Source organism: Methylomonas methanica (genome assembly GCF_001644035.1).
In the GTDB taxonomy this organism is placed as follows: Bacteria; Pseudomonadota; Gammaproteobacteria; order Methylococcales; family Methylomonadaceae; genus Methylomonas; species Methylomonas methanica_A.
The window spans coordinates 32860-54331 of record NZ_LUUG01000133.1 but is presented as its reverse complement, the minus strand read 5'-3'; the positions used below and the strand labels follow the sequence as shown (position 1 = coordinate 54331).

Here is a 21472-nt window from a genome sequence, read left to right as displayed (position 1 = left end):
CTGCTGTTGATCTTGGAGAGTTAGTGTTGCCTGGGTAGTTGCAAGCATTGCTTGTTGGCGATAAACAGCGAGCGAGCGGCGAATAGCCTGTCTATAATATGCAAATTGATGAATTTGTTACCGATAACGCCGATGCCTATGTGTCTATCTTACCGCCGCGCTTTATTATTGCTGGGTCAGATATTGGCGGCTATCTTGCTTAGCCAGCTGACCGGCTGCGCCAGTAAGGAAAAAGCACCGCTGACGGTATTGCCGGCTTCCGAAGGCGGCAACCGGATTGCCGCCAAAGATGCACTGCAATTGCAAGGCGCACCCTATGTGTATGGGGGGGAGTCGCCTAGCCAGGGCTTCGATTGCAGCGGTTTGGTGTATTACGTTTATAACCGCCAGGGAGTGCGCCTACCGCGCGACACTCAGTCGCTGGCTCGGCAATTGCCGGCGGTGCAACCTGAGCAAAGACAGCCAGGCGATTTGCTATTTTTCACCACTGAACGGCCGTTTTCGCATGTCGGTATTTACATCGGCGGCGAGCAGTTCGTGCATGCGCCCAGTAGCCGGACCGGCCAAGTGATGGTGTCCGACCTCAGGCAGCCGTATTGGCGGGAGCGCTTTATCGGGGTGCGCCGTCCCGTGGCGCGTTATTCCCTGTCGCTGAACGACAGCGACAACCCAAGCTGCCGTTTAAACTAAGCCAGCCAGCGCACCACGGCATCGCGTCCTTGCCGAGTCTTCGGGCGCGCCGGCGGATTTTTCCGGTATCCAAACGCCACCATATAAGCTGCTGACCAGTGTTCTAAATTCACATCGGCGTTTTCCGCCAAGATCCGCTCTACTTCCCCGCGCTCGAAACCTTCTATCGGACAAGAATCAATCCCTATCATCGCTGCCGCCGTCATCATATTAGCCAGCGGCAGATAGGTTTGCCGGGTCGCCCAGTCGGTCAGAGCACGTTCCGAACCCAGCAAGTCAAAATCGCTGCGCTGAAATTTCTCGATCAAGCCGCTACGCAAGCTGATGATGTCTTCCGGAAACTGCTGCACGTTGCGCATGATATGTTGCAGATAGGCGCTGTCGTAGCGCATGAAATGGCTTTTCCGCACCAAGGTCAACACCACATGGCTGGCAGTAGGTAGCTGCTTTTGTCCGCCCCAGGTAACAGACCGGAGTTTTTCCCGTAAATCCGGGTTTTGCACGACCAGAAACTGCCAAGGCTCCAGCCCAAAGGAGCTGGGCGAGAGTCTGGCAACTTCCAAAATAAAATCGAAATCCGCGCCGGCGATTTTGCACTCGGCGTCGAATTCCTTACAGGCGTGACGAAATTGATACGCGTCGAGAATGTCCTGTTTACTGATAGTCATCTTATAAGCTGTCGCCTACTTCACGTTGATAAAACGGCCATTTCTTCACATGCAAATGCTTGCGGATCGGAGTTTTGATCACCGATACGCATAGCGCGATCGAGAACAAACACCATACCGCGCAATACTCGTTAGGATCGTTGGTGGTGACGTCGGAAATCCAGGGCCCGATCAAATAATGGAAACCCACAAAGCGCCAGGAGCCATACATGATAGGCAGATAAAACGCCGCCAAGATATACGAAAACGCATGCAAGCCCCAGTTGAAACCCAGCAGCCAAGTCACGGGTTGCGACATCAAACCGTTTAAAGGCATTTGCCAAGCGATGTGCCAATCGCCGGAAACCGAGCAGGTTTGCACACCGCAAAAGCCCTCGGTGCCTGGGACGCAGTCGCCGGCCCAGGCGAACGGATACATTTTGATCAACATCGCCAGCGAACTGATCGCACACAGGGTGTAAACCGTGGTTCTGATCTTCAGTTTGACGCTTTCCGGAATGAAGTACATCGCCACCATATTCACGAAAAACGGCTGGAAAGCAATATGCAGATAACCGAGCAGGGTTAACACCTGATTATTCGGGTTATCGCACAAATTGATGTACACATACGTTAATGCCTGCAACAGTTCCATCAAGGCAAAATAGGTTAATGGAATCCACAGTTCCTTGGATTCGCCTTTGTAGGCCACGTAAACAGCGGTCGTTAAACCTGCGGCAGCCAACACGCCTGACGCTTCTCCACTCCAACACATTGAAAAATACCTTCTTTATTTTAGTTATAGGCATAGGCATCTAGTTTGTAACCGTGCAATCCAACGGCGCTTAATGTACTGATTCAGATGTCTATGGGTTTTGCTACGATCCGTTGTAAAGGGCGGGAATTATTACATAAACCGGACTAAATCGCCGGATTTTGGCGGATCAGACTAGTACAAATCCACCGGATCGACATCCAGCGACCAGCGCACCTTTTTGGCTACCTTCAAGACATAAATGGCCGGCAACAAACTATCCAGCAGATGATGCAGCTCTTTACGCTGCGGACTCTGCAATAGCAACTGGTAACGAAACAAGCCCGCACGCCGGGCCATCGGCGCCGTCACCGGCCCCAAGACCTGCACTTTGCCGGGATTTAGCTCGCTGATTTTCTGGCAAACCGCCTGTAAAAACTGTTGCGGTTCCTCGGCTTTGCCGGCTTGCACCCTAAGCAAGGCTTGATGACCAAACGGCGGCAAGCCGGCCTGCCGCCGCTCTTGCAGCGCGCTTTGTGCGAAAGCCCGATAGCCCTTGCTTAGCAAGGTATCCAGCAAAGGATGTTGCGGATGGCGGGTTTGCAATATCACCTTACCGGGTTGATCGGCCCGACCGGCTCGGCCCGCCACCTGCACAATTAACTGCGCCAGTCTTTCGCTACCGTGGTAATCGATGCTAAACAGACCGCTGTCTATATCCAGAATCGCTACCAGCGTCACGCCCGGAAAATGGTGGCCCTTGGCCAGCATTTGCGTCCCGAGAATAATATCGACCCCGCCATCCTGAATCTGCTCCAGATACTGTTCCAGCGAACCCTTGCGCTGCGTAGTGTCTCTATCCAGCCGCACGACCGTCTTGTCTGGAAATAAAGCTTCCAGGGTTTGTTCGATACGTTCCGTACCCAAACCCAGCGCCTGTAATTCGCCGGTTTTACAGGCCGGACACTGCTTGGGCAAAGGCTGCTCGCTGCCGCAGTGATGACAGCGCAGCAATCGGTCGGCGGCGTGAATCACCAGATTGGCGTCGCAACGCCGGCAGCGCGAGACCCAGCCGCAACCATGGCAAATCTGCACCGGCGCATAGCCGCGCCGGTTAAGAAAAATCAGCGCTTGTTGCTTCTTGGTCAGGGTGGCGTGGATTTCCGCCAGCAACGGCTCGGACAGGCCGGCTTGCATCCTTTTATTGCGAATATCCATTAGCTGAAAACTCGGTGCAGTGGCGTTGCCGGCCCGATTGGGCAAATGTAGCAATTGGTAGCGGCGCTGAGCGACATTCGCCATGCTCTCCAGCGACGGCGTCGCCGAACCCAGTAATACCGGGATGCCTAAACCCTTGGCCCTGGCAATGGCGACATCCCGCGCGGAAAAGCGAAATCCTTCCTGTTGTTTGAACGAACTGTCGTGCTCTTCGTCGAGAATGATCAGGCCGGGGCGCGGCATTGGCGTGAACAGCGCGGAACGGGTGCCGAGCATAATCGCCGCTTCGCCTTGCTGCATGCATAGCCAGGCTTGCAAACGCTGGTTATCGGTTAATTTCGAATGCGTGGATACCATGTTGACCGCAAAACGCTTTAGAAAACGCTGCTCCAGTTGCGGCGTCAGGCTGATTTCCGGCAGTAAAACCAGGACTTGCTTGCCCTGCTCCAACACCTTGGCGATGATCTGCATATACACTTCGGTCTTGCCGCTACCGGTAACCCCCTCTAACAGGGATACGGCAAAGCGGCCCAGATTGGCGATGACCGCAGCGATAGCCGTTTGTTGCTCCGGATTGGCCGACAAAGCGGTCTTGGTAAGGGTTGCTGCAATCCCAGGAACAGGATTTTGTTCCATCACAAGACCCTTATCGAGCAAGGCTTTCAGCGCAGGCTTATAGGCGCTGAGCGCGCTCGTGGTCATCGCACTACCGGTAGTTTGCAATAAGGCCAGCAGCGCTTGTTGTTTGGGCGCGCGGCGCAACTGTTCCGGGGATATTAATTGCCCCTGCGGGCTGAGGCCGAAACAGGGTTGCCGTTGCAATAAGGCCGGCCGGCCCTGACGCAAGGCCACCGGAAACGCCGCGGCCAGCACTTCGCCGAGCGGGTGGTGATAGTAACGGCCGGCCCAGCGCAATAGGCCTATATCGGTTGCGGACAATAGCGGGTCGGTATCCAGAATGGCGATAGCCGGTTTGAGTTTATTCGTCTGGACACTGGAGTTGTCCGCGACAGCCATCAAAACCCCCACTTGCTGACGCTTACCGAAGGGTACCAACACTCTGACACCTGCTTGCAATTCGGGCCAACTAACGCCCACCGGCGGCAGATAATCGAATAACCGGTCCAGCGGAACTGGCACAGCAACTTTCAAAATTAAATTGCCGGGAGTGTCACAGTTAGGCATGTCTTGTGATGTTTTTTTGATATTAGGTCGCTAAGTCGTTAACAGGATTGAGGAATCTGAGTTACCCACAAAAGCTGTGGATAACTCTGTGGATAGGCTTTTGAGAGAATCGCTTAGTGTCGGTTTTTATTACACATTTGTTAAATTGTGCAAATTTAAGCCAGCGGATTTGCCAATTATAAATCAATGACTTACGTAAAAAATTAATCTGTGTTAAATATCGCAGGCCCTAGTGCAATGCCGTGCAGGCCATGCCCCGTTTTTGTGCATAACCTGTTGCGGAGCTGTATCGATTCGACGCTGTAGCGGCTGGAATTTGAACAAAGGGCGCCTTGAAAAAGTTTGGCCCTCCAATTCTACGAGTATTGCCGATTTTTCCAGAAGCCCGGCGCATCGCAATGGTAATTCGCACTGATCGTCATGCCAGTCACTAAGCTAAAGGGCATCGGCATCGTTAAAAAATTGCAAACACGCCCACCCCGCTAAAGACAAAAACGCGAACAAGGTCCAGGCCGGAATACTCAGGCCCAGCAAGGTCCAATCGATCTTCGCGCATTCGCCGGTGCCGGTCAGCATCAGTTTGATGGTGTCGGCCAACGGGAAATGTTGAAACACGTATTCCAGACCCGGACTGCATTCCGGCACTTCTTCGGGCGGCAGATGTTGTAACCAGACATGGCGGGCCGAAACACTGGCGCCAATCAGCGCCGCAGCCGCACTGCACAGCGCGTAAACTTTGCGGCCGCGATTATGCAAGCCGGCGATTAAAAAAATCACGCCTGTCGCCAGAATGGCCAACCTCTGCGAAATACACAGCGGGCAAGGCTCCAACTCTTCGACAAATTGCAAATAGGCGCCAACCGCCAACAGCGAAGCGCAGGCAGCAAACCCCAGGAAAAAACCAATACGTGGACTTAATTTTAAAAAATTCATTTTCTATGTCTTGAATTAATGGTGCGAATGTTTGGATACCGCTAATAATATCGGATTTTCGCAGAACTACGTCCTATGGACTCGTCATGCTAAAGGAGAAACAAAGCCGTCCGGCTTGACTGCAAGTACCGAGCAGTGGATACCGTTAAGGATGACTTCGGCAGTGTTGCCGATGATCAGGCCTTTGATACCGGTACGCGCTACTGTCCCCATCACGAGTAAGTTTACGTCAAGCCTAGCCGCCAAAGCGGGAATATCGTCCCGCGCACTCCCTCTGATCAGATGAAGTCGTGGCGATAAGTAATTGTAAGCCTCATCGCCTATCCAATGCCGTAATTTGACTGACAAGTCATCGAGTCCGGACTGATAGCGGGCTCTTTCGGCTTCAATCTGTATTTCGACGGTTTTATGCGAAATTTCGCCTGCCCACGCGCTCAACATCGAGTCCCAAACATGCACCAGATGCAATTCCGCGAAATCGGAAAGCGCCACCGAGCTGGCGAGTTCCAAAATTCTGCGGTTCAAGCTGTCGTCTGCCCCGTCAGAGGACCAGGGATCGAAATCAACGGCGGCCATGATTTTGGCATAATTGGCTTTTTCTGCCGGCCGCATCAACCAGACCGGGCGCGGACATTTACGCAACAAATGCATGTCCGTACTGCCGAACAAATGGCCTTGAATACCCTGGCCGCCCCTCGCCAATTTGATGACCAAGTCATGGTCGCCATCCAATGTCTGACGTACGATTTCGATAAATGGGCTGCCAATCCGGATTTGCAAATCAACGGGATTTACGCTGCTATAGCCAAGCACTAACGCCTCTAGCTTATGGCGTTCCTGCTCGCGCAACTGCATGTCGATCTGCTCCGGGGTAAAAAGATCAAGCAAAGCCCCCAGACGCGGTTGTTCTACGACATGCAAAAACGTCAATCTGGCTTGGTTGTTTTCCGCCAGAGCAATCACCCGCGCAATAGCCAGACTCTGATCGACGGCAAACTCGGCGACATACAGGATGTTTTTGAAACGTTTCATAGCCATGGTATTGAGATCATAGAAATAGCCGAACCGGTTCCATTCCGGCTATATTGTCCAGGCAATCGAACTCGCCATTTTGGTAGCGGATGCGCTCCTTATGCGAAATATTGCCGTTTTCAGCATGCTGATGCAGCTCTGCTCCAGCATTAGACTTTACCGCGTCGCGCTGAGCGAGGCAATCGCCCTTGTTTACCGGCACGGAACAATTCGGCGTGGGACATAAGGCGCTATTTCGGACGGGACAGAAAAGGCCGGTCCGGGCTTGCAAGATAGCTTATTTACCCATACATCATGAGCACGATGAATAATTTTCCCAATTATTCACCACGAAGCACAGCGTAGCCTTTCCAGCGGGAGAGGGCGCAATTTCTCAGCGATTTGTAGCATTTTGCGATTCGCTGAATAGTTACTAATTTTCTAACCCTTACCCGCGCATAAATTGCAACCACAAATAGACCATGAATTCCGGATTACAGAGAATCGCCCATGCCCTCCATTGAATTAGTCAGCCTGGTTGGCGCCAGCTTGTTATTAATCAGCGTGTTTTCCAGCAAACTGGCCAGCAAAGTGGGTATTCCCTCGCTGCTGTTTTTTCTATTGACCGGCTGGCTGATTGGCGAATTCGGTGGACCTGAACTTCATAGCCCGGAAATTGCAAAGTTTATCGGCGATTTTGCGCTGATTTTTATTTTGTTTACCGGCGGTCTTGACTCGCATTGGCCCAATATTCGTCCGGTTTTGTGGCAGGGATTGTGCCTCTCCACGCTAGGCGTGTTTATCACCATGCTGCTACTGGGCAGTTTTGCCTGGTTTATCCTCGGCTCGTTCAGCACGTTTTCGCTGGGGGTGCACGGCATCACGCTAACTCAAGGCCTCTTGCTAGCCGCCATTGTCTCTTCCACGGACGCAGCTGCGGTGTTTTCCGTGTTGCGCTCCAGTCAAATCGTTTTAAAAGGCAAGTTGCAACCGCTTCTGGAACTTGAATCAAGCAGCAACGACCCGATGGCAGTGTTGCTGACAGTCACCTTGCTCAACTATTCGACCGGGGGCGAATCAGCCTTTCTGGAAGGCGGCATGTTTCTGGTGTTGCAACTGCTGATAGGTGTGGGCGTTGGGTATGGCGCCGGTCGTTTCATGGTCTGGCTGCTTAATCGCTTGGGCTTAAGTTCGGCCGGCCTGTATGCCATCGCCTCGATAGCATTGGTGTTGCTGACTTATAGCGGTGCTACATTTATGCATGGCAATGGTTTTTTGGCCGTTTACGTGGCCGGCATTGTGGCCGGGAACCGGGAGGTTATCCATCAGCACTACATCAGTGCCTTTCACGACAGCTTCGCCTGGCTGATGCAGATCATCATGTTTTTAACCTTGGGCATGCTGTCGGTACCTTATCGCGCCGAATTGTCTTCCTTGGCCAGCGTTGCCGTGGCGATCAGTCTGTTCCTGATGTTTGTAGCCCGTCCGGTCAGTGTATTCATCAGTTTGTTCTGGGCCAACATCGGTTTTAAGGAAAAGTTGCTGGTTTCCTGGGTGGGACTACGCGGTTCCGTACCTATCGTACTGGCGACTTTTCCGTTGGCAGCCGGCAGCAAAGAGGCTGGAGAGATTTTTGTCCTAATCAGTTTTATTGTGGTGATGTCCGTGTTGATACAGGGTTTTTCGCTAGCGGCTTTGGCGCGCTGGCTGGGACTGGCGGAGAAAAAATAAAATCGGTTAGGTGCTAGTGCAAGAGCCGACTAAATTTTACAAAACTCATTTTCGACGTCTTTTTTAAATGCTCTAATTTCCCGCGAGGGGCCCAAAATCACCAAAATATCGCCAACACTCAGGCGGCGATCAAATTCCTCCACCACAAAATGCAGCTGTTCGCTGACTTGTTTATTGACGATACCGATCAATATCAAATTGTACTGCGAACTTAAATGCAGCTGTGCGACATGGGCATTTTCCAGATAGCTGTTTTCCGGAATAGTCACCTCGGCCAAATGCAGATCGTGCCTGCCGAATACGGTGTGATCGAAAATATCATTGATATCCGGCCTTTTCAGCATATCGTGAATTTTGCGCCCGCAGATTTCGTAAGGGTCGATAATCTTGTTGGCACCGGCCGCGATGAGTTTTTCCGCCGACTCCGGACTATCGACAATGGCGACGATATTCAACTCCTTATCCAGTGCCCGCGCCGACAGCGTCAGAAATACATTTTCCGAGTCCGTGTCGAAAAAGCAAAATAGCGTATCGATGTGCGCGCCTATGCCGATCAGCTTCAAATCGTCGTCGCTACGAAAATCGATATTGGCGGTTTCAAAACCGTTTTCCCGCGCCAGCGCTGCTTTGATCGGATCATGATCGATGACAGTGATTTGATACAGCTCTTTGTCCAGCCGGCTAATGGCCTCGAACGACAGCCGGTTGTAACCGAATACGGCGATGTTTTTCATTTGGGCTTCCTGCTGAATAAACGGCGTTGTTCCACCTGGTCGCGAAAATGATCGATGCCGTACTTGCGGCCCAATAACACCAGCATGTCGCCGTGCCGCAGAATAAAGTCCACTTCCGGATTGAAATAAAAATGTTGCTGCTTAACCTGGTATTTATTCTTATGTTTCAAATGAATCGGATTGTCGCTGATCACACCCAACAAGGTGAGCTTGCGCTGCTGTAAATCCAGTTGACCGATTTGTTGATTATCCAGCGGCGACTTTTCGCTGACCAATACCGACTCCATTACCGTCTCGGTTTGGTTATGCAAAATACCGGAGATAGCCTCGAAAGCGACGGGCTGACCCACAAACTCCGCAGCCAGCAAGCCGGCAATCTCAAACGGCCTGATGACGTTATCGGCGCCGGCCTGATAGAGTTTATTGACGTTATCGTGGCGGTTGGCGCGGGAAATAATCCGCAGGTTTTTATTTAAATGCCGGCTGGTTAAAGTCACATAGACGTTAATCACATCATCGCCGGTAATGCAGAGAATGGCGCTGGCGCCGCGGCATATACCGGCGTTGATCAGCACTTCATTATTACTGGCATCGCTTTCTATTGCCAGATAGCCGCGTTTCTTAGCTAACTCAATCCGCGCCGGCACTCTATCGATGATTAAAAATTTCTGCCTGTCATTGTGCAAATGCCGGGCAATCTCCTGGCCGACCCGGCCAAAACCGCAAATGATGATGAAACTGTCGTAGCGGTCCAGTTCGGCGTAAGTTCTGGTTTCGCAGACCGACAGCATCTTCTCGCTGAACGCGGCGATCAGGATGGAGGTGAAGAACGACAACACACCCAGGCTGGCCAGTATCAAAAAAATCGTCACCCAGCGGCCGCCGGTGGTCTGCGGGGTAATGTCGCCAAAACCCACCGTCGCCAAGGTAACAATGGTCCAATAAAACGCGTCGAATAGATTATGGATGCCGCTACCAAGTGCCTGGTATTCGAACATGTAAATCGACACGCTGGCGATAAACACCAAAAAGCAGGTGAAGATCAGTAGGGTCATCAGCTCGAAGCGCTTGCTGGCCAAGGCGTCGGCGAACAATTTGGCGCTGTTGGAGTAACGGAATAGCTTGAACAACCGGAAAATGATGAAAATCCGCAAGATCGCCAGCGGCCGGTAACTGGGCAGAATAGCCAAGATGTCTATGATCGCAAACGGCGAGCTTATGTATTCCATATCCCTGACGAAGGCTTTGCGAAATACCCCGAGCAGATTGAAATCCAGATTCAAATACAGCGCTTTCTCGTATTCCTCGATGATGACTTTATAGGTGTCGGAATAAATCCAGCCCCGCAGGCAATATTCGACGATGAACACCATCAAAATCGCCAGCTCGAAATAGCCGCCCATCTTGCTGTCTTCGTGCTCGATGTCGTAAATCAGAAATATCACGCTCAAAATCAATAGGCCAATCATCGTCGCATCGAAATATTTCTTTTTCCGGCTATGGCTGTTTTCCAGCAGGTCGTAAAAAAACAGCTTGGCTTTTCGATACCAATCGGCGGATTTAAGGTAATAAGCGCAATAAACGATGAGTTTGGCTAGCATCTGGGGTTATTTCTTAAATTCGATCACTTTGCTGGATGGGTTTAAGTTGATTTCGTCGATGACGCTGTGCGGGCCTGCTTGCAGGATATAAGAAATCGCATCGGCAACATCCTCAGCCATCAAGGCTTGACCGGATTGTTTGCCGGGTGCGAACGACAATGTATCAAAAAAAGCGGTATCGACCATGCCCGGATTGACCAAGGACACCCGCACCGCGCTTTTGCCGCACTCGTCACGCAAGGCCTGGCTAAATCCGCGCAAGGCAAATTTGCTGGCGCAATAGATGCTGCCGTTGCGGCTGCCTTTTAAAGCCGCTTCCGAACCGATATACACCAGATTGGCGTGTGTTTTTTGCTTTAGTTTCGGTAACAGCGCCCGCGTCAGGCAGGCCTGTGCGGTGAAATTGACGGTCATCAAGGTTTCGATTTGTTCGAAGGAAAATTGCTCCAAACCGCCGAATTGGCCGTAACCGGCGGCAAATACCACCGCATCCAAATCCGGGAAATCATTTTGCAGCTGTTTGGCGAACTGTGGCACGCCGGCTAATTTAGCCAGATCCAGCTCGACGCCGACAAAATTGGTGTGAAGCTTGGTAAACCGCCGGCAGTCTCTGGAAGTGCCAATGACTTGGTGACCGTGCGCCAGCAGTTGTCGCGCAATCGCCCGGCCGATGCCGGAGCTGGCGCCGGTCACCAGTACCGTGCGCTTTACAGCGTGCATGGGAAAAATGCGCTGTGCGGAATATATTCCAGCAACATTTGCGAGCAGTCGGCCATCATCGCCTGTTCCAGTTCGGCGCGGTAAGACACCATGCCGGACGCGGTTTGCAGCGGGCTGGCGAATAGTCTTTCATCCGGGTACAGCTTATGGATTTTTTTGAAATATTGCTCAGGCAATCGAAACACCCCCAGACTGACGGAATGTAAGGCTTCGGCATTGATGACTGCGAATACTTGTTCAAACAACGCCCGGTATTGCTGCCGATAGTCGTGCTGATAAACTAAAGGGTCGAAACGCAAACCGATTTGCCAGCCTTGTTGCTGCAATTTGGCGGCGGCTTCGATGCGCTTGGTCACATTGGGTGCTTTGGCTTCCACCTTATCGGCCACCGCATCCGGCGAGAGGCTGAAAGCTACCACACAGCGCGGCACCACCTCGCGATTCAACAGACTTCTGATCTGCGTGCTCTTGGTGCGCAACTCCAGCCAGGCATTGGGTAATTCGGCGAACACCGGTAAAAATTGTTCGGCAAAGTCGGTGATCGGCTCGAAAGCCAGGCTGTCGCAATCGTAACCGGAGAAAAAGTACACATCCTCATCCGGGGTTTGCAAACAGGTTTGGCAAATTTGCTCTTGAAAATCCTCGTAATTTACAAACAGCACGTAATTGGCCGACTGGTACATGCCCTGCAAAAAGCAATAACGGCAGTCGTACAGACAATTAAGCATGTGCGAAAAATAATAATTGCGCTGTCCACCGATGCCGTAACCGGTGGGCGCCGGCAATACGAATTTTTGATATTTTTCCGCCAGAATCAATGCCGGATGCTGTTTTTGTAAACGAAAGTTTTGCGCCTTGGGATTAAACACCTCGCCGAAGCGCTCGCAAGCCACCGTCCGCGCTTGCGGAAAACGCCGCCGAATATCTGCCACGCGCGGATGCTGCTCGATAGCGGATTCGATGTATAGGGTGTCGATCATGATGGATGAATGCGGCAATAGGCGGTTGGGCATTATAAATGATTGCCGGACAGGGCGTGGTGACCGCGATATGGCGCCGGCTTGCGCCCTAGAAAACCGAGAATCGGGGCGCTGCGGCAACTTGTCGCAACCACCCATTGCAAATGGTCCGTTGCCGACGCGCTAAATCCGTTATGATGGTCCCTGAAAAGCAATAATGTTTTTCAATTGGACCCAGTAGGAAAAAAGATACTTCCAATCAGCATGGATTTGCTCCAAGCCTTTTGTCGGCAATTTGCCAAAAGGTGCTGTGCCGGTGCTCGTTCGCGACAAACTTAGACAGTAAGTTTCCGGTACAAAAAATCTATTCTGTGATGACGTGTTTTTTAGGGCATTGGACCTATTAACCATCACATGAAATCTACTTAATGAAATTATTTACAAAAGCAGTGTTAACCCTGTCATTGGCAGCGTCTTTGAGTCTGACCAACGTTTGCGCATTTGCTGCTGAAGAAGCACCAGCTGCCGCAGCGCAATCCGGTACCGCCGGCATTATTTCTCACATAGAAAAAGCGCTGGTTGAAATCAGCAAAAGCGATTTCTCCGCTGCGCAGATTCATCTGAAAGCCGCCAGAAACAGTTCCGAAGCGATTGCCGGCAGTTCCGAAGCCGCGAAAAAAGCTCACGCATCTTTGATGCAAGGACAGATCCAGTCTAAAGCCGGTAACGTAGCCAAAGCTACTGAAGAATTGACCAAAACTATCGAACTGTATAAAGCGCTTTAAAGCTTGAACAGGGCTGGGCTGTTACGTCAGTCCAGCCTAAATTCGAGGGAAAACCACACCCCTAATAAGAACACAGTCACATCCCAAAATAGGCATAGCCGGTAACGGCGATAACGCCGATTGCAACAATCTTGATCTTATCCACCAGCGCTTGCTGACCCCAAAAGTAAAAACAACTGGCTTTTTTACGGCACCAGAAAGCTATCAGGCTATTTCCAGCCCGCCGACAGTTATGCGGAACAATACGCCAAAGAAAGTACAGGCCGATCAGGCCGACCGTACACAGAATATAAAAAACGATGACTTGCGTAGTGTGCGTATCGGTATGGAATGCGTGTTCTATGACATGATCCAGACCGTATTCGGCATACTCGAAGATCAAGTGTATGACGTGCAAAACAACTTCGAAAATATGATGGACGAAGCCCATTAACAGCCCGAATGCGGCATCCGGCATCGCCAGGACGAGTAAGGCCAGGCTCAGCAATGCACCGTTCACGGCCCACTGCTGTTTTTTATTCCTGTCGATATGTTTGCTTAACAGCGCGGTATCTTCGGGCGTCAGATTGATGAATTGGGCGCCGATTAAATACGGATAACGGTCGTTTTCGTAAGGGTTGCTGGGTTTGGCAATACACCACCTTACAACAGGTCATGATTGCCGTCATGCTGGATAAAAGCAATATCCGCAGCATCAGATAATCGCCGGCTTGCAAAGAGTCTTTCGAGGTAAACGCAATACCGCTGGCGCTGATATTGACGTTGAGCGTATCGTTTTCCCGGCTTTGCGAATCGGGCAGCGCATCAGGCGCGGCGGCATCAGACAGATCACTGTTACTCAGCAAAGCGTCGAAATTTTCCGGCGCTTGCATGTGCCGATCCCGATCAATCTTCCGATAGAAAAGATTGGCTTGTTCATAGATGCGAAAAGCCACTCTGCGATTCAATTTCTCGCCGTTTACCTTAGCCATATTCATCAAACCCTAAAAATCGCGCGTTACACCCTGTCGATGATAGTCCAAGACCGCAAACTCTCAATCCGAATAAAAAATAACTCAGACGCAGACCGGTATGCTGGCTCAGGTTTGGTCTTTGTTCACCCAATGTTTTACAGCAGGCGGCTGATAATTGACATAGCGGTCCAGCAATACTTGCGGATCGGCCTCGACCATTAACATGCCACGGTGATGCGGCTTGACGAATTGCTCGGCGGCAACATGATCCAGAAAGTTGATCAAGGCATCGTAATAACCCGCCACATTTAACAAACCGCAGGGCTTTTGATGAAAACCCAGCTGCGCCCAAGTCCAAATTTCGAATAATTCCTCCAGCGTACCGATACCGCCGGGCAGTGCGATAAAACCGTCCGCCAGTTCGGCCATCAGCATTTTTCGCTCATGCATGGATTGGGTGACGTGCAATTCGGTCAGATTGGGATGGGCGACCTCCTTGTGCGCCAAGGCTTTGGGAATAACGCCAATCGCTTGGCCGCCGAGTTTTAACACCTGGTCCGCGACCATGCCCATGATGCCGATCCCGGCACCGCCGTAAATCAAGCGGATGTTACGGCTGACCAGTGCGGCGGCCAAGGCTTGCGCGGCCTCGCCGTATGCCTGAATCCGGCCCGGGCTGGAACCGCAATAGATGCAGATGCTGTTTATCGATGTCATGTCGGTGGTTTGCCGGGTAATTCAGATGGCTTATATTCGGTGGAAAACTATGATGCGGCAAGACGAATTTTAGCGCCGCCAAATGCGTTGGTCACTGCGGCATGGTCGCTCACCGGCTGTTACTGATAGAATTAGTCTTTTTAGTCAGACAGCCATCATGCGCTTAATTCGGGGATTGAATCATCTTGAGCCGTTACGCGACGGCTGTGTGCTGACCATAGGCAACTTCGACGGTCTGCATCTTGGCCATCAGTTGGTGATCGAAAAACTGGCAGAGCACGGCCGGCGTTTGCAGTTGCCGACCGTGGCGATGGTCTTCGAACCCCAGCCTTTGGAGTATTTTCTCGGTGACCATGCGCCGTCCAGATTGACCCGTTTGCGCGAGAAAACCATTCAGTTTGCTAAATTACCGGTCGACGAATTGCTGGTGTTGCCTTTCAACCGCAGCCTGGCCGATTGCGATGCCGAGCATTTCATTCGCGACATTTTGGTCGAGCGCTTGCGCGTCAAACATTTGGTGGTTGGCGACGATTTTCACTTCGGCAAGGCGCGGCGCGGCAATTTCGCGCTGTTACAGCATCGCGGCCAGGATTACGGTTTTGCGGTGGAAGATAGTCATTCTTTCGAGCTGGCCGGTTTAAGAGTTAGCAGCACCCTGATTCGCGATGCCCTCGGCGAAGGCCAATTGGAACAAGCCAAACTAATGCTGGGCCGGGATTATTCGGTATGCGGCCGGGTGGCGCACGGTGACAAACGCGGCAGGGAGTTGGGTTTTCCGACCGCTAACGTCAGAATGTTCAGGAAGAATACCCCTATCGTTGGCGTGTTCGCGGTGACGATGACCGGCTTGAATGGCAGCGAACATCAAGGTGTCGCCAATGTCGGCACCCGCCCCACCTTCGACGGTGGCGCTAAAGTGGTCTTGGAAACGCATTTATTCAACTTCAATCAGGACATTTATGGTCATTACGTTGAAGTGCATTTTAAAAAGAAGCTGCGCGACGAAATCCGTTTTGCCTCGCTGATCGAGTTGACACAGCAGATACACCGCGATGTGGAGCAGGCTCAACAGTATTTTCAACAACAAACGCCCCGACCATGATCAATTCAGAATCCAACCCAACATCGCCATGCGTCAGAAACTGTTGTCTGAACGACGACGATATTTGCCTGGGCTGCTTCCGCTCCCTGGATGAAATCCGCCTTTGGTCTAGCGCAGACGCGCAGACACGTAACGTGATTTTGCAGCGCGTTGCAGAGCGCCGCATCGATAGTTTAAAAACCCGCCGACTTGGACCTTTCTATTCCGAACAGTTGCCGGGTATTTAATGCGGTCGGCGGCGCAATATAGGTCGAACATCCAACCAAGCCGCAACGCTCAAATAAAGCAACAAGCCCACGGCGCCAGCCAACCAAACATTGATCTGATAGCTATCCAACACGTAGCGGTTGGCAAAATATAGCGCCAAACCCAATGCAAAATAGCCGGCTATTTTACCCACCGGATAACTCACCGGATAATAGCGCCGGCCCAAAGCCCAAGATAAAACCACCATAAATAAATAACAAGCCAGCGTCGCCCACGCCGAGCCGACATAGCCCCACACCGGTATCCAGCAGATATTCAACACAATGGTCAGCCCTGCCCCGGCCAGCGACACCCAGGCGCCCAGGCCGGTGCGGTCGCTGAGCTTGTACCAGACCGACAGATTCACATAAATCCCCAGCAGCAGATTGGCCATCAGTAAAATCGGCACCACCTCCAGGCCGGCGCGATACTCCTCGCCGATAAAATACTTGAACAGATCGATGAACAGCATCACGACTAAAAATATAAATACCCCGGCAATCACGAAATACTGCATCACCAACGCATAAGCCCTTTTGGCGTCGGCGCGGCCGGCATAGGAAAAGAAAAACGGTTCACCGGCGTAGCGAAAGGCCTGCACAAACAAACTCATCAAAATGGACAGCTTGTAGCAGGCGCCGTAGATGCCGAGCATTTTCAGGTTGGTAGGCAAATCGTAAGGCAGCAGCACTTTCAAAATCGCCCGGTCCAACATCTCGTTGATCATGCCGGCAAAGCCGATGATGACCATGGGCAGAGAGTAACGCAGCATCGGCCCGAGCACGCGCGGATCGAGTTGGAAACGCACCGCGCGAAATTGCGGCAGTAACAACAGCAACTTGCAAACACTGGCAGCCAGATTGGCTAAAAAGATGTAACCCACACCCAATTCAGGGTCGTAATAAGCAGCCAGTTCGCTGTCCGGCCAGACGCTTTGCAGCTTGGGCCAGGCCAACAAAAACAGTAGATTCAAGGCGATGGCGATGAAGATCTCGGTCATTTTGATGCCGGCGAAACGCCAGGCCCGATTCTCGGCGCGCAGCCGGGCAAACGGCAGTGCCGATAGCGCATCGAGCGCCAAAATCCAGCCGAACCACAGCAAATACTCCGGATGTAGCGGATATTGCAACCAGTCAGCCAGCGGCTGTTGCCAATAGTAGATTGCCGCGATAAAGCCTAGGCTAGTGATCAACAGAAAACCTAAGGCGTTACGATAGACTTCGTCACTACTAAATTCTTGTCGCTGTCGAAACCGAAAATAACCCGTCTCCAACCCCAGTACCATAAGCACCGCAAAAAATCCGGCATAGGCGTAAAACTCGGAAACCACGCCGTATTCGCCGGCACTGAAGGTATAGGTGTACAGCGGCACCAGCAGATAATTCAAAAAACGGCCGACGATACTGCTGAGACCGTAGATGGCGGTTTGGGAAACGAGTTGGCGTAGTGAGCTCAAAAGCGGTTAAGTCCAAAGAATGATGGGACCTCTCGGGAGGCCTAAGGTAGCGATATTGTATGTCAGTTGCCGGCAGCGCGGATTAAGCTGGTTCCGCGCGGCTTAAACTTTGCTCGATCAGGATGTTTGCAGCCGCCGCAGCGGTACGCATCGCCCCCGACTGTCGGCGCATCTGTTCGCTGACTATAGCCCCGGAAATCAGCATGGCCAGTTGCCGGGACAGTGATTCCGAGTCCTGCGCGCCGGCTTGCCGGGCCAAATCCGCCAAGATTTCCCGGAAGGTGTCGGAAAATTCGGCGGCGGCCAGCTGCACCGGGTTGGACGCTTCGGCAAATTCGGCGGAGGCGTTGATGAACGGGCAACCGCGAAATTCCGGGCTGGATAACAACTCATCGAATACCGCAAATACCGCCAGCAACTTTTGCTTGGGTTCGCTGGCGCGCAATTCCACGCCAGCCAGGATGCGATTGAGCATGGCATCTCTGCTTTTGCTTAGATGCGCCAAGACCAAATCGTCCTTTGACGGAAAGTACTTATACAGGCTCATCTTGGTGGTCCCGGCAGCTTTTACTATCGCGTCGACGCCGGTGGCCTTGATGCCTTGGCTGTAAAACAGTGCAGAGGCGGTTTGCAAAATGTGATCGTGGAGATTGCGGGCCATAATTGAGTACCGGGGAAAAAACATGTTGCAACTATACAGACCGGTATGTATTATTTCAATAGACTGACCGGTCTGTTATGCCGCAGTCTTTAATTCAACTACTGGAGATTATTCGATGATTACTTTATACGGTTTAGCAATCAGCAACTATTACAACAAAATCAAATTTGCGTTGATGGAAAAGGATATAGCGTTCATCGAAGAGTTTACCCCACCCAGCCAGAGCGAAGACTTGTTGCAACGTTCGCCGCTGGGAAAAATCCCGTTCATAAAAACCAGCGACGGTTATCTATCGGAATCGCAAGCAATCCTGGAGTATCTGGAAGATGCGTTTCCGGAACATCCGCTGTATCCGGCCGATGCCTACGAACGCGGTAAATGCCGAGAATTTATCCAGCATCTCGAACTGAACGTCGAGTTGATCGCTCGCCGTCTTTATGGTGAAGCCCTGTTCGGTAATACCGCATCGCAAGAAACCAAGGATGAAGTCCGGACCAAGCTCGATACCGGTCTGAAAGGTTTAGCCAAGCTACTGAAATTGTCGCCCTATGCGCTGGGCGACAGCTTTAGTACGGCAGACATCGTGGCCTGGCCGCATCTGCAATTGGTGGGTTTTGCCACCCAAAAAATTTACGGCGAGAATTTGGTGACCACGCATATTCCGGGCATTGAGGCGTATATACAACTGATCGAAAGCCGGCCACACGCGCAGATAGTCAGCGCCGACCGGGCAAAAGCATTGGAGGCCTTTTTTAGTAGCAAGTAAGGCCCGTTTCAGCGTTTCGCTTTGCATTATTAACCTGGTCCTTAAAAATCCCTGGGCTCTCGCCTTCGCAGGAGCGACGATATTTAAGGGCCGGTTTTATAACACCACCTTTTCATTCGATCACAGCCCCTGGCCAGCAAGTCTGCCGCGGCTATCCCACAGCAAGTTCAAAAACTCACGGTTCATTAGCGGCATTATGCATGCGCCTTGCGTCGATAAGCCCCCAGGAGGAAGATAGTCAGGTACGCGCTTTTAATAACCCAGCGACAAGGAGACCGAACATGAGTGCAACCCCGAAGACCCGTCGGCAGAGTCCCTGGGAAAAGTTTTTAACTTTTTTCGGCGATATCAAAATTTACCCGCACCCGATGTTCATCATTTACGATCCCGGTTCTTATCGCATTAAAGGCCCGGACTTGCGCGAGATACTCGACACATTACAACCGGGCGATATCCTGTTGCGCGGTTACGATAATTATCTGGACGGCAAATTTATCGGAGGCACCTTAGCCATGCCGGATTTTATTACGGCGAAGCCACGGACGAGTTGGACAGGCCGTTGGCACGCGCCAGTCAGCAGGACAATGGCAAAGACTGGTTCACCCCCGGCAAACAAATGGTGGTGCACTCCATGGCCGAAGGCGTGTTTATGGAAGATATTTTGACATTTAGCCGTTGCGACAAGATCGCCATCTTGCGTTTGCCGGAGCGGCTTGGCAAACAAACAGAGCAGAAAGTACAAGTCGGCAGCATGGAGACACCGGATTTTAGCCCAGAGGAAGAGCGAATTTACCAAGCTTTAAAAGGCGGCGATACAGTCGCCAGTAAAAACGCAATCGCCCAGGCTAAACGGTTGGCGCTGGCTCATCTAGGGTATGCCTACGATTTTGGCTTTGATTTTGAAACCCACAAAAGCTTTAGCTGCACAGAGTTTATTTATTTTATTTACCGTTGCGTTTGCCCATTTGTGGACATCAAACTGGTAGAACAAAGCATCCTGTTTTTGAGCAAAAAAGTGCTGCGTCCGGACGATTTTTTAGGCACAGGTTTGCAGCAGATAATTGTAAAAAAATGAAGGTGGGTTTAAGGAAGCTTCTGATACTCATAGTCGCGGCTTCTGCGGAATCTTAAGATCAGTGAAATTAACGAACTAGATTCCCGCATAAGCGGGAATCACGAATTTTAGAAGCTCCTTTAAGATTTTTAGGCTTTTAAATCTTCGACGACCCTGAGATTTCAACAAGCGCAGCTCAAACGGGATACCAGCAATAACCAAGGCCGTCTCACTAAGCATGAGCCTTATATTATCGACTCTATCAGTACACGAAGACCTAATTAGCGGCGCGTAGGGTAGCAAAGCCTTAAGCTGCATCGGACTTTAGCAATACTTGCGTCATTACTAGTGATGACGCCATTTCCATCCAAATCGCGGACATCGTTGGCGACGGCATTAGGGCTTTGGGTAGCTCCCAAAAGTATCAAAGCTACGTCGATACGATCTATATCGCCATCTAAATCCACATCGCCGATGTTCGGTACCGTATAAGTCACTTCATCGTAACTGGTGGTTGCACCGTCGCTGACACTTAGATTAAACGTATAGTTGCCCGGCACATTTGGCAGAAAGTTCGCCGTTTGTTGATTACCACCGACCAAGCTTACCGCTGTTCCCACTGTTTGCGTCCAGTTATAGCTCAACGGACTAGGGCCCGGTTGCGGATCACTACTGGCACTGGCATCAAGTGCTATGGTACTGCCAAGCCGGGCAACCCGATCCTCGCCGGCGCTAGCTATAACCGGCAAAGTCGATGACGGCGGCGCTACCGGAAAGGAACTAACACGATCTAGCAAAGCTTCGGAAAAATCCGCCAGAGCCAGACCGCCGTTGAACATCACATAGAACGATTCGGATGGATGGCTGCGCTGATTTGAAAGTATTTGCATCTCCAACATATAAGCCCCGATTGGTCCACCAATTACGCCGGCATTATTCTCCAAAAACCAGTTCAAATGGGTATGCATACTACCTTGATTGTTGCCGGCATCAACAACCATCTCAGCACTCCCGGAAACCCCGGTGCCGCGATAAAGGGTGACTGCGCTTTGATTGCCCGTCCCGGCGAAACAGAACAGTTGGCCACCGCATTGGTTGTAATCAGTAATCACCAAGCCGGGGTCTACACCTCCGGCCAATTTTATACGCACGTTGGCGGGAGCAGGATTCCAGGTTCGGCTGTTGGTGTCCCAATATTGCAGGATGCCGATCGCCCGATAGCGAATCAATTCTCCAGGGTTTAAAGCATTCTGTACTGATTGGAAGCCAGGGTTAGGGGTTTTATTGGGCCCCCCCGCAAAATCGCGGAAATCGGTCAAAAATATCATTTTGCCGGTCGCACCATCTGTCGGTAGCGTATTGGGTGGCAGTTGCAAGCTGGCAATCAATTGAGCGAGATCACAGCCTACAGCGCCAGCAGTGCGGCAGAAACCAGCGGACATTTTGTCGCTATCACCCCAAACTTCCACGTCCAGATGCACGGCATGTGCGCTGGAGCTAACACCTGCCAGCAATATCAATCCTAATTGACTTGTTTTGATAAGTTGTC

Annotated in this window: 23 protein-coding genes; 7 read left to right on the top strand and 16 right to left on the bottom strand. The window is 51.6% G+C overall.

Annotation, left to right across the window (positions count from 1 at the left end; all coding sequences use genetic code 11):
- Positions 1-138 precede the first annotated feature (138 nt).
- Positions 139-690: a C40 family peptidase gene (locus tag A1332_RS23400; protein ID WP_064010818.1), complete on the top strand. Its 552-nt coding sequence runs from the start codon at positions 139-141 to the stop codon at positions 688-690.
- Here the strand turns inward: A1332_RS23400 and A1332_RS23395 are convergent.
- The 6 genes from A1332_RS23395 to A1332_RS23370 all read right to left on the bottom strand — a co-directional run bounded on the left by A1332_RS23395 (position 687) and on the right by A1332_RS23370 (position 6661).
- Positions 687-1358, bottom strand: a complete 672-nt coding sequence (locus A1332_RS23395) for an NAD(P)H-dependent oxidoreductase (RefSeq protein ID WP_064010800.1) — start codon at positions 1356-1358, stop codon at positions 687-689. The two genes, A1332_RS23400 and A1332_RS23395, sit on opposite strands and share 4 nt — an antisense overlap.
- A 1-nt stretch (position 1359) precedes the next feature.
- Positions 1360-2112 carry a DUF5765 domain-containing protein gene (locus tag A1332_RS23390; protein ID WP_064010799.1) on the bottom strand — a complete coding sequence of 251 codons (753 nt, stop codon included), beginning with the start codon at positions 2110-2112 and terminating at the stop codon, positions 1360-1362.
- Between the two features lie 174 nt (positions 2113-2286).
- Positions 2287-4494, bottom strand: coding sequence for a primosomal protein N' (locus A1332_RS23385; RefSeq protein WP_064010798.1), 2208 nt, complete (start codon positions 4492-4494; stop codon positions 2287-2289).
- Positions 4495-4929: 435 nt separating this feature from the next.
- Positions 4930-5427: a disulfide bond formation protein B gene (locus tag A1332_RS23380; protein ID WP_064010797.1), complete on the bottom strand. Its 498-nt coding sequence runs from the start codon at positions 5425-5427 to the stop codon at positions 4930-4932.
- Between the two features lie 84 nt (positions 5428-5511).
- Positions 5512-6465: a universal stress protein gene (locus A1332_RS23375; protein WP_082879849.1), complete on the bottom strand. Its 954-nt coding sequence runs from the start codon at positions 6463-6465 to the stop codon at positions 5512-5514.
- Positions 6466-6475: 10 nt separating this feature from the next.
- On the bottom strand, positions 6476-6661 hold the full coding sequence (locus tag A1332_RS23370) for a hypothetical protein (RefSeq protein WP_064010795.1): 186 nt from the start codon (positions 6659-6661) through the stop codon (positions 6476-6478).
- A gap of 287 nt (positions 6662-6948) precedes the next feature.
- On the opposite strand from A1332_RS23370, the gene A1332_RS23365 reads away from it, so the two are divergent.
- Complete coding sequence (locus A1332_RS23365; RefSeq protein WP_064010794.1) at positions 6949-8169, top strand: potassium/proton antiporter; 1221 nt, start codon at positions 6949-6951, stop codon at positions 8167-8169.
- A 29-nt stretch (positions 8170-8198) separates the two neighbouring features.
- On the opposite strand, the gene A1332_RS23360 is transcribed toward A1332_RS23365, so the two are convergent.
- Genes A1332_RS23360 through A1332_RS23345 form a run of 4 tightly spaced genes read right to left on the bottom strand, consistent with a single transcriptional unit; the run spans position 8199 to position 12204 of the window.
- Entirely contained in the window at positions 8199-8903 is a 705-nt protein-coding gene (locus A1332_RS23360) for a potassium channel family protein (protein WP_064010793.1), read from the bottom strand.
- Entirely contained in the window at positions 8900-10504 is a 1605-nt protein-coding gene (locus tag A1332_RS23355) for an NAD-binding protein (protein WP_064010792.1), read from the bottom strand. Before A1332_RS23355 ends, A1332_RS23360 begins: the two co-directional genes overlap by 4 nt.
- 6 nt (positions 10505-10510) lie before the next feature.
- Positions 10511-11224: an SDR family oxidoreductase gene (locus A1332_RS23350; protein ID WP_064010791.1), complete on the bottom strand. Its 714-nt coding sequence runs from the start codon at positions 11222-11224 to the stop codon at positions 10511-10513.
- The gene (locus A1332_RS23345; protein WP_064010817.1) at positions 11212-12204 is read right to left on the bottom strand and encodes an SPL family radical SAM protein; all 993 of its coding nucleotides are present in this window, start codon (positions 12202-12204) and stop codon (positions 11212-11214) included. The genes A1332_RS23350 and A1332_RS23345 overlap by 13 nt, the downstream gene beginning before the upstream one ends.
- Positions 12205-12611: 407 nt before the next feature.
- Here A1332_RS23345 and A1332_RS23340 point away from each other — a divergent pair, with 407 nt between their 5' ends.
- Positions 12612-12968 (top strand): hypothetical protein, encoded by a 357-nt coding sequence (locus tag A1332_RS23340; protein WP_064010790.1) that lies wholly within the window; start codon positions 12612-12614, stop codon positions 12966-12968.
- A gap of 76 nt (positions 12969-13044) precedes the next feature.
- On the opposite strand, the gene A1332_RS23335 is transcribed toward A1332_RS23340, so the two are convergent.
- From A1332_RS23335 to A1332_RS23325, 3 genes are all read right to left on the bottom strand, one after another.
- Positions 13045-13467 carry a hypothetical protein gene (locus A1332_RS23335; protein ID WP_064010789.1) on the bottom strand — a complete coding sequence of 141 codons (423 nt, stop codon included), beginning with the start codon at positions 13465-13467 and terminating at the stop codon, positions 13045-13047.
- A gap of 16 nt (positions 13468-13483) precedes the next feature.
- A complete protein-coding gene (locus A1332_RS23330; RefSeq protein ID WP_157204105.1) occupies positions 13484-13939 on the bottom strand; it encodes a PilZ domain-containing protein in 456 nt (151 codons plus the stop codon).
- Between the two features lie 108 nt (positions 13940-14047).
- A complete protein-coding gene (locus A1332_RS23325) occupies positions 14048-14638 on the bottom strand; it encodes a TIGR00730 family Rossman fold protein (protein WP_064010787.1) in 591 nt (196 codons plus the stop codon).
- 157 nt (positions 14639-14795) lie between these two features.
- Here A1332_RS23325 and ribF point away from each other — a divergent pair, with 157 nt between their 5' ends.
- Positions 14796-15740: a bifunctional riboflavin kinase/FAD synthetase gene (gene ribF, locus A1332_RS23320; protein WP_064010786.1), complete on the top strand. Its 945-nt coding sequence runs from the start codon at positions 14796-14798 to the stop codon at positions 15738-15740.
- Positions 15737-15967: a DUF1289 domain-containing protein gene (locus tag A1332_RS23315; RefSeq protein WP_064010785.1), complete on the top strand. Its 231-nt coding sequence runs from the start codon at positions 15737-15739 to the stop codon at positions 15965-15967. The genes ribF and A1332_RS23315 overlap by 4 nt, the downstream gene beginning before the upstream one ends.
- Here the strand turns inward: A1332_RS23315 and A1332_RS23310 are convergent.
- Entirely contained in the window at positions 15964-17442 is a 1479-nt protein-coding gene (locus tag A1332_RS23310; protein WP_064010784.1) for a polysaccharide biosynthesis C-terminal domain-containing protein, read from the bottom strand. The two genes, A1332_RS23315 and A1332_RS23310, sit on opposite strands and share 4 nt — an antisense overlap.
- 82 nt (positions 17443-17524) lie before the next feature.
- Positions 17525-18103, bottom strand: a complete 579-nt coding sequence (locus tag A1332_RS23305; protein WP_064010783.1) for a TetR/AcrR family transcriptional regulator — start codon at positions 18101-18103, stop codon at positions 17525-17527.
- Between the two features lie 115 nt (positions 18104-18218).
- Between A1332_RS23305 and A1332_RS23300 the strand changes: the two genes are divergently transcribed.
- Positions 18219-18869, top strand: a complete 651-nt coding sequence (locus A1332_RS23300) for a glutathione S-transferase family protein (protein ID WP_064010782.1) — start codon at positions 18219-18221, stop codon at positions 18867-18869.
- A gap of 559 nt (positions 18870-19428) precedes the next feature.
- Entirely contained in the window at positions 19429-19944 is a 516-nt protein-coding gene (locus tag A1332_RS23295; RefSeq protein ID WP_157204104.1) for a hypothetical protein, read from the top strand.
- 260 nt (positions 19945-20204) lie between these two features.
- On the opposite strand, the gene A1332_RS23290 is transcribed toward A1332_RS23295, so the two are convergent.
- Positions 20205-21437: a dockerin type I repeat-containing protein gene (locus A1332_RS23290; protein ID WP_157204103.1), complete on the bottom strand. Its 1233-nt coding sequence runs from the start codon at positions 21435-21437 to the stop codon at positions 20205-20207.
- Between the last annotated feature and the right edge of the window lie 35 nt (positions 21438-21472).

Coding starts and splice junctions, on each gene's coding strand:
- A1332_RS23395 (WP_064010800.1), bottom strand. CDS start 1,358: ATGACTATCAGTAAACAGGACATTCTCGACGCGTATCAATTTCGTCAC.
- A1332_RS23330 (WP_157204105.1), bottom strand. CDS start 13,939: ATGGCTAAGGTAAACGGCGAGAAATTGAATCGCAGAGTGGCTTTTCGC.
- A1332_RS23375 (WP_082879849.1), bottom strand. CDS start 6,465: ATGGCTATGAAACGTTTCAAAAACATCCTGTATGTCGCCGAGTTTGCC.
- A1332_RS23305 (WP_064010783.1), bottom strand. CDS start 18,103: ATGGCCCGCAATCTCCACGATCACATTTTGCAAACCGCCTCTGCACTG.
- A1332_RS23365 (WP_064010794.1), top strand. CDS start 6,949: ATGCCCTCCATTGAATTAGTCAGCCTGGTTGGCGCCAGCTTGTTATTA.
- A1332_RS23380 (WP_064010797.1), bottom strand. CDS start 5,427: ATGAATTTTTTAAAATTAAGTCCACGTATTGGTTTTTTCCTGGGGTTT.
- A1332_RS23325 (WP_064010787.1), bottom strand. CDS start 14,638: ATGACATCGATAAACAGCATCTGCATCTATTGCGGTTCCAGCCCGGGC.
- A1332_RS23385 (WP_064010798.1), bottom strand. CDS start 4,494: ATGCCTAACTGTGACACTCCCGGCAATTTAATTTTGAAAGTTGCTGTG.
- A1332_RS23350 (WP_064010791.1), bottom strand. CDS start 11,224: ATGCACGCTGTAAAGCGCACGGTACTGGTGACCGGCGCCAGCTCCGGC.
- A1332_RS23300 (WP_064010782.1), top strand. CDS start 18,219: ATGATTACTTTATACGGTTTAGCAATCAGCAACTATTACAACAAAATC.
- A1332_RS23345 (WP_064010817.1), bottom strand. CDS start 12,204: ATGATCGACACCCTATACATCGAATCCGCTATCGAGCAGCATCCGCGC.
- A1332_RS23360 (WP_064010793.1), bottom strand. CDS start 8,903: ATGAAAAACATCGCCGTATTCGGTTACAACCGGCTGTCGTTCGAGGCC.
- A1332_RS23315 (WP_064010785.1), top strand. CDS start 15,737: ATGATCAATTCAGAATCCAACCCAACATCGCCATGCGTCAGAAACTGT.
- A1332_RS23400 (WP_064010818.1), top strand. CDS start 139: ATGTGTCTATCTTACCGCCGCGCTTTATTATTGCTGGGTCAGATATTG.
- A1332_RS23355 (WP_064010792.1), bottom strand. CDS start 10,504: ATGCTAGCCAAACTCATCGTTTATTGCGCTTATTACCTTAAATCCGCC.
- A1332_RS23340 (WP_064010790.1), top strand. CDS start 12,612: ATGAAATTATTTACAAAAGCAGTGTTAACCCTGTCATTGGCAGCGTCT.
- ribF (WP_064010786.1), top strand. CDS start 14,796: ATGCGCTTAATTCGGGGATTGAATCATCTTGAGCCGTTACGCGACGGC.
- A1332_RS23390 (WP_064010799.1), bottom strand. CDS start 2,112: ATGTGTTGGAGTGGAGAAGCGTCAGGCGTGTTGGCTGCCGCAGGTTTA.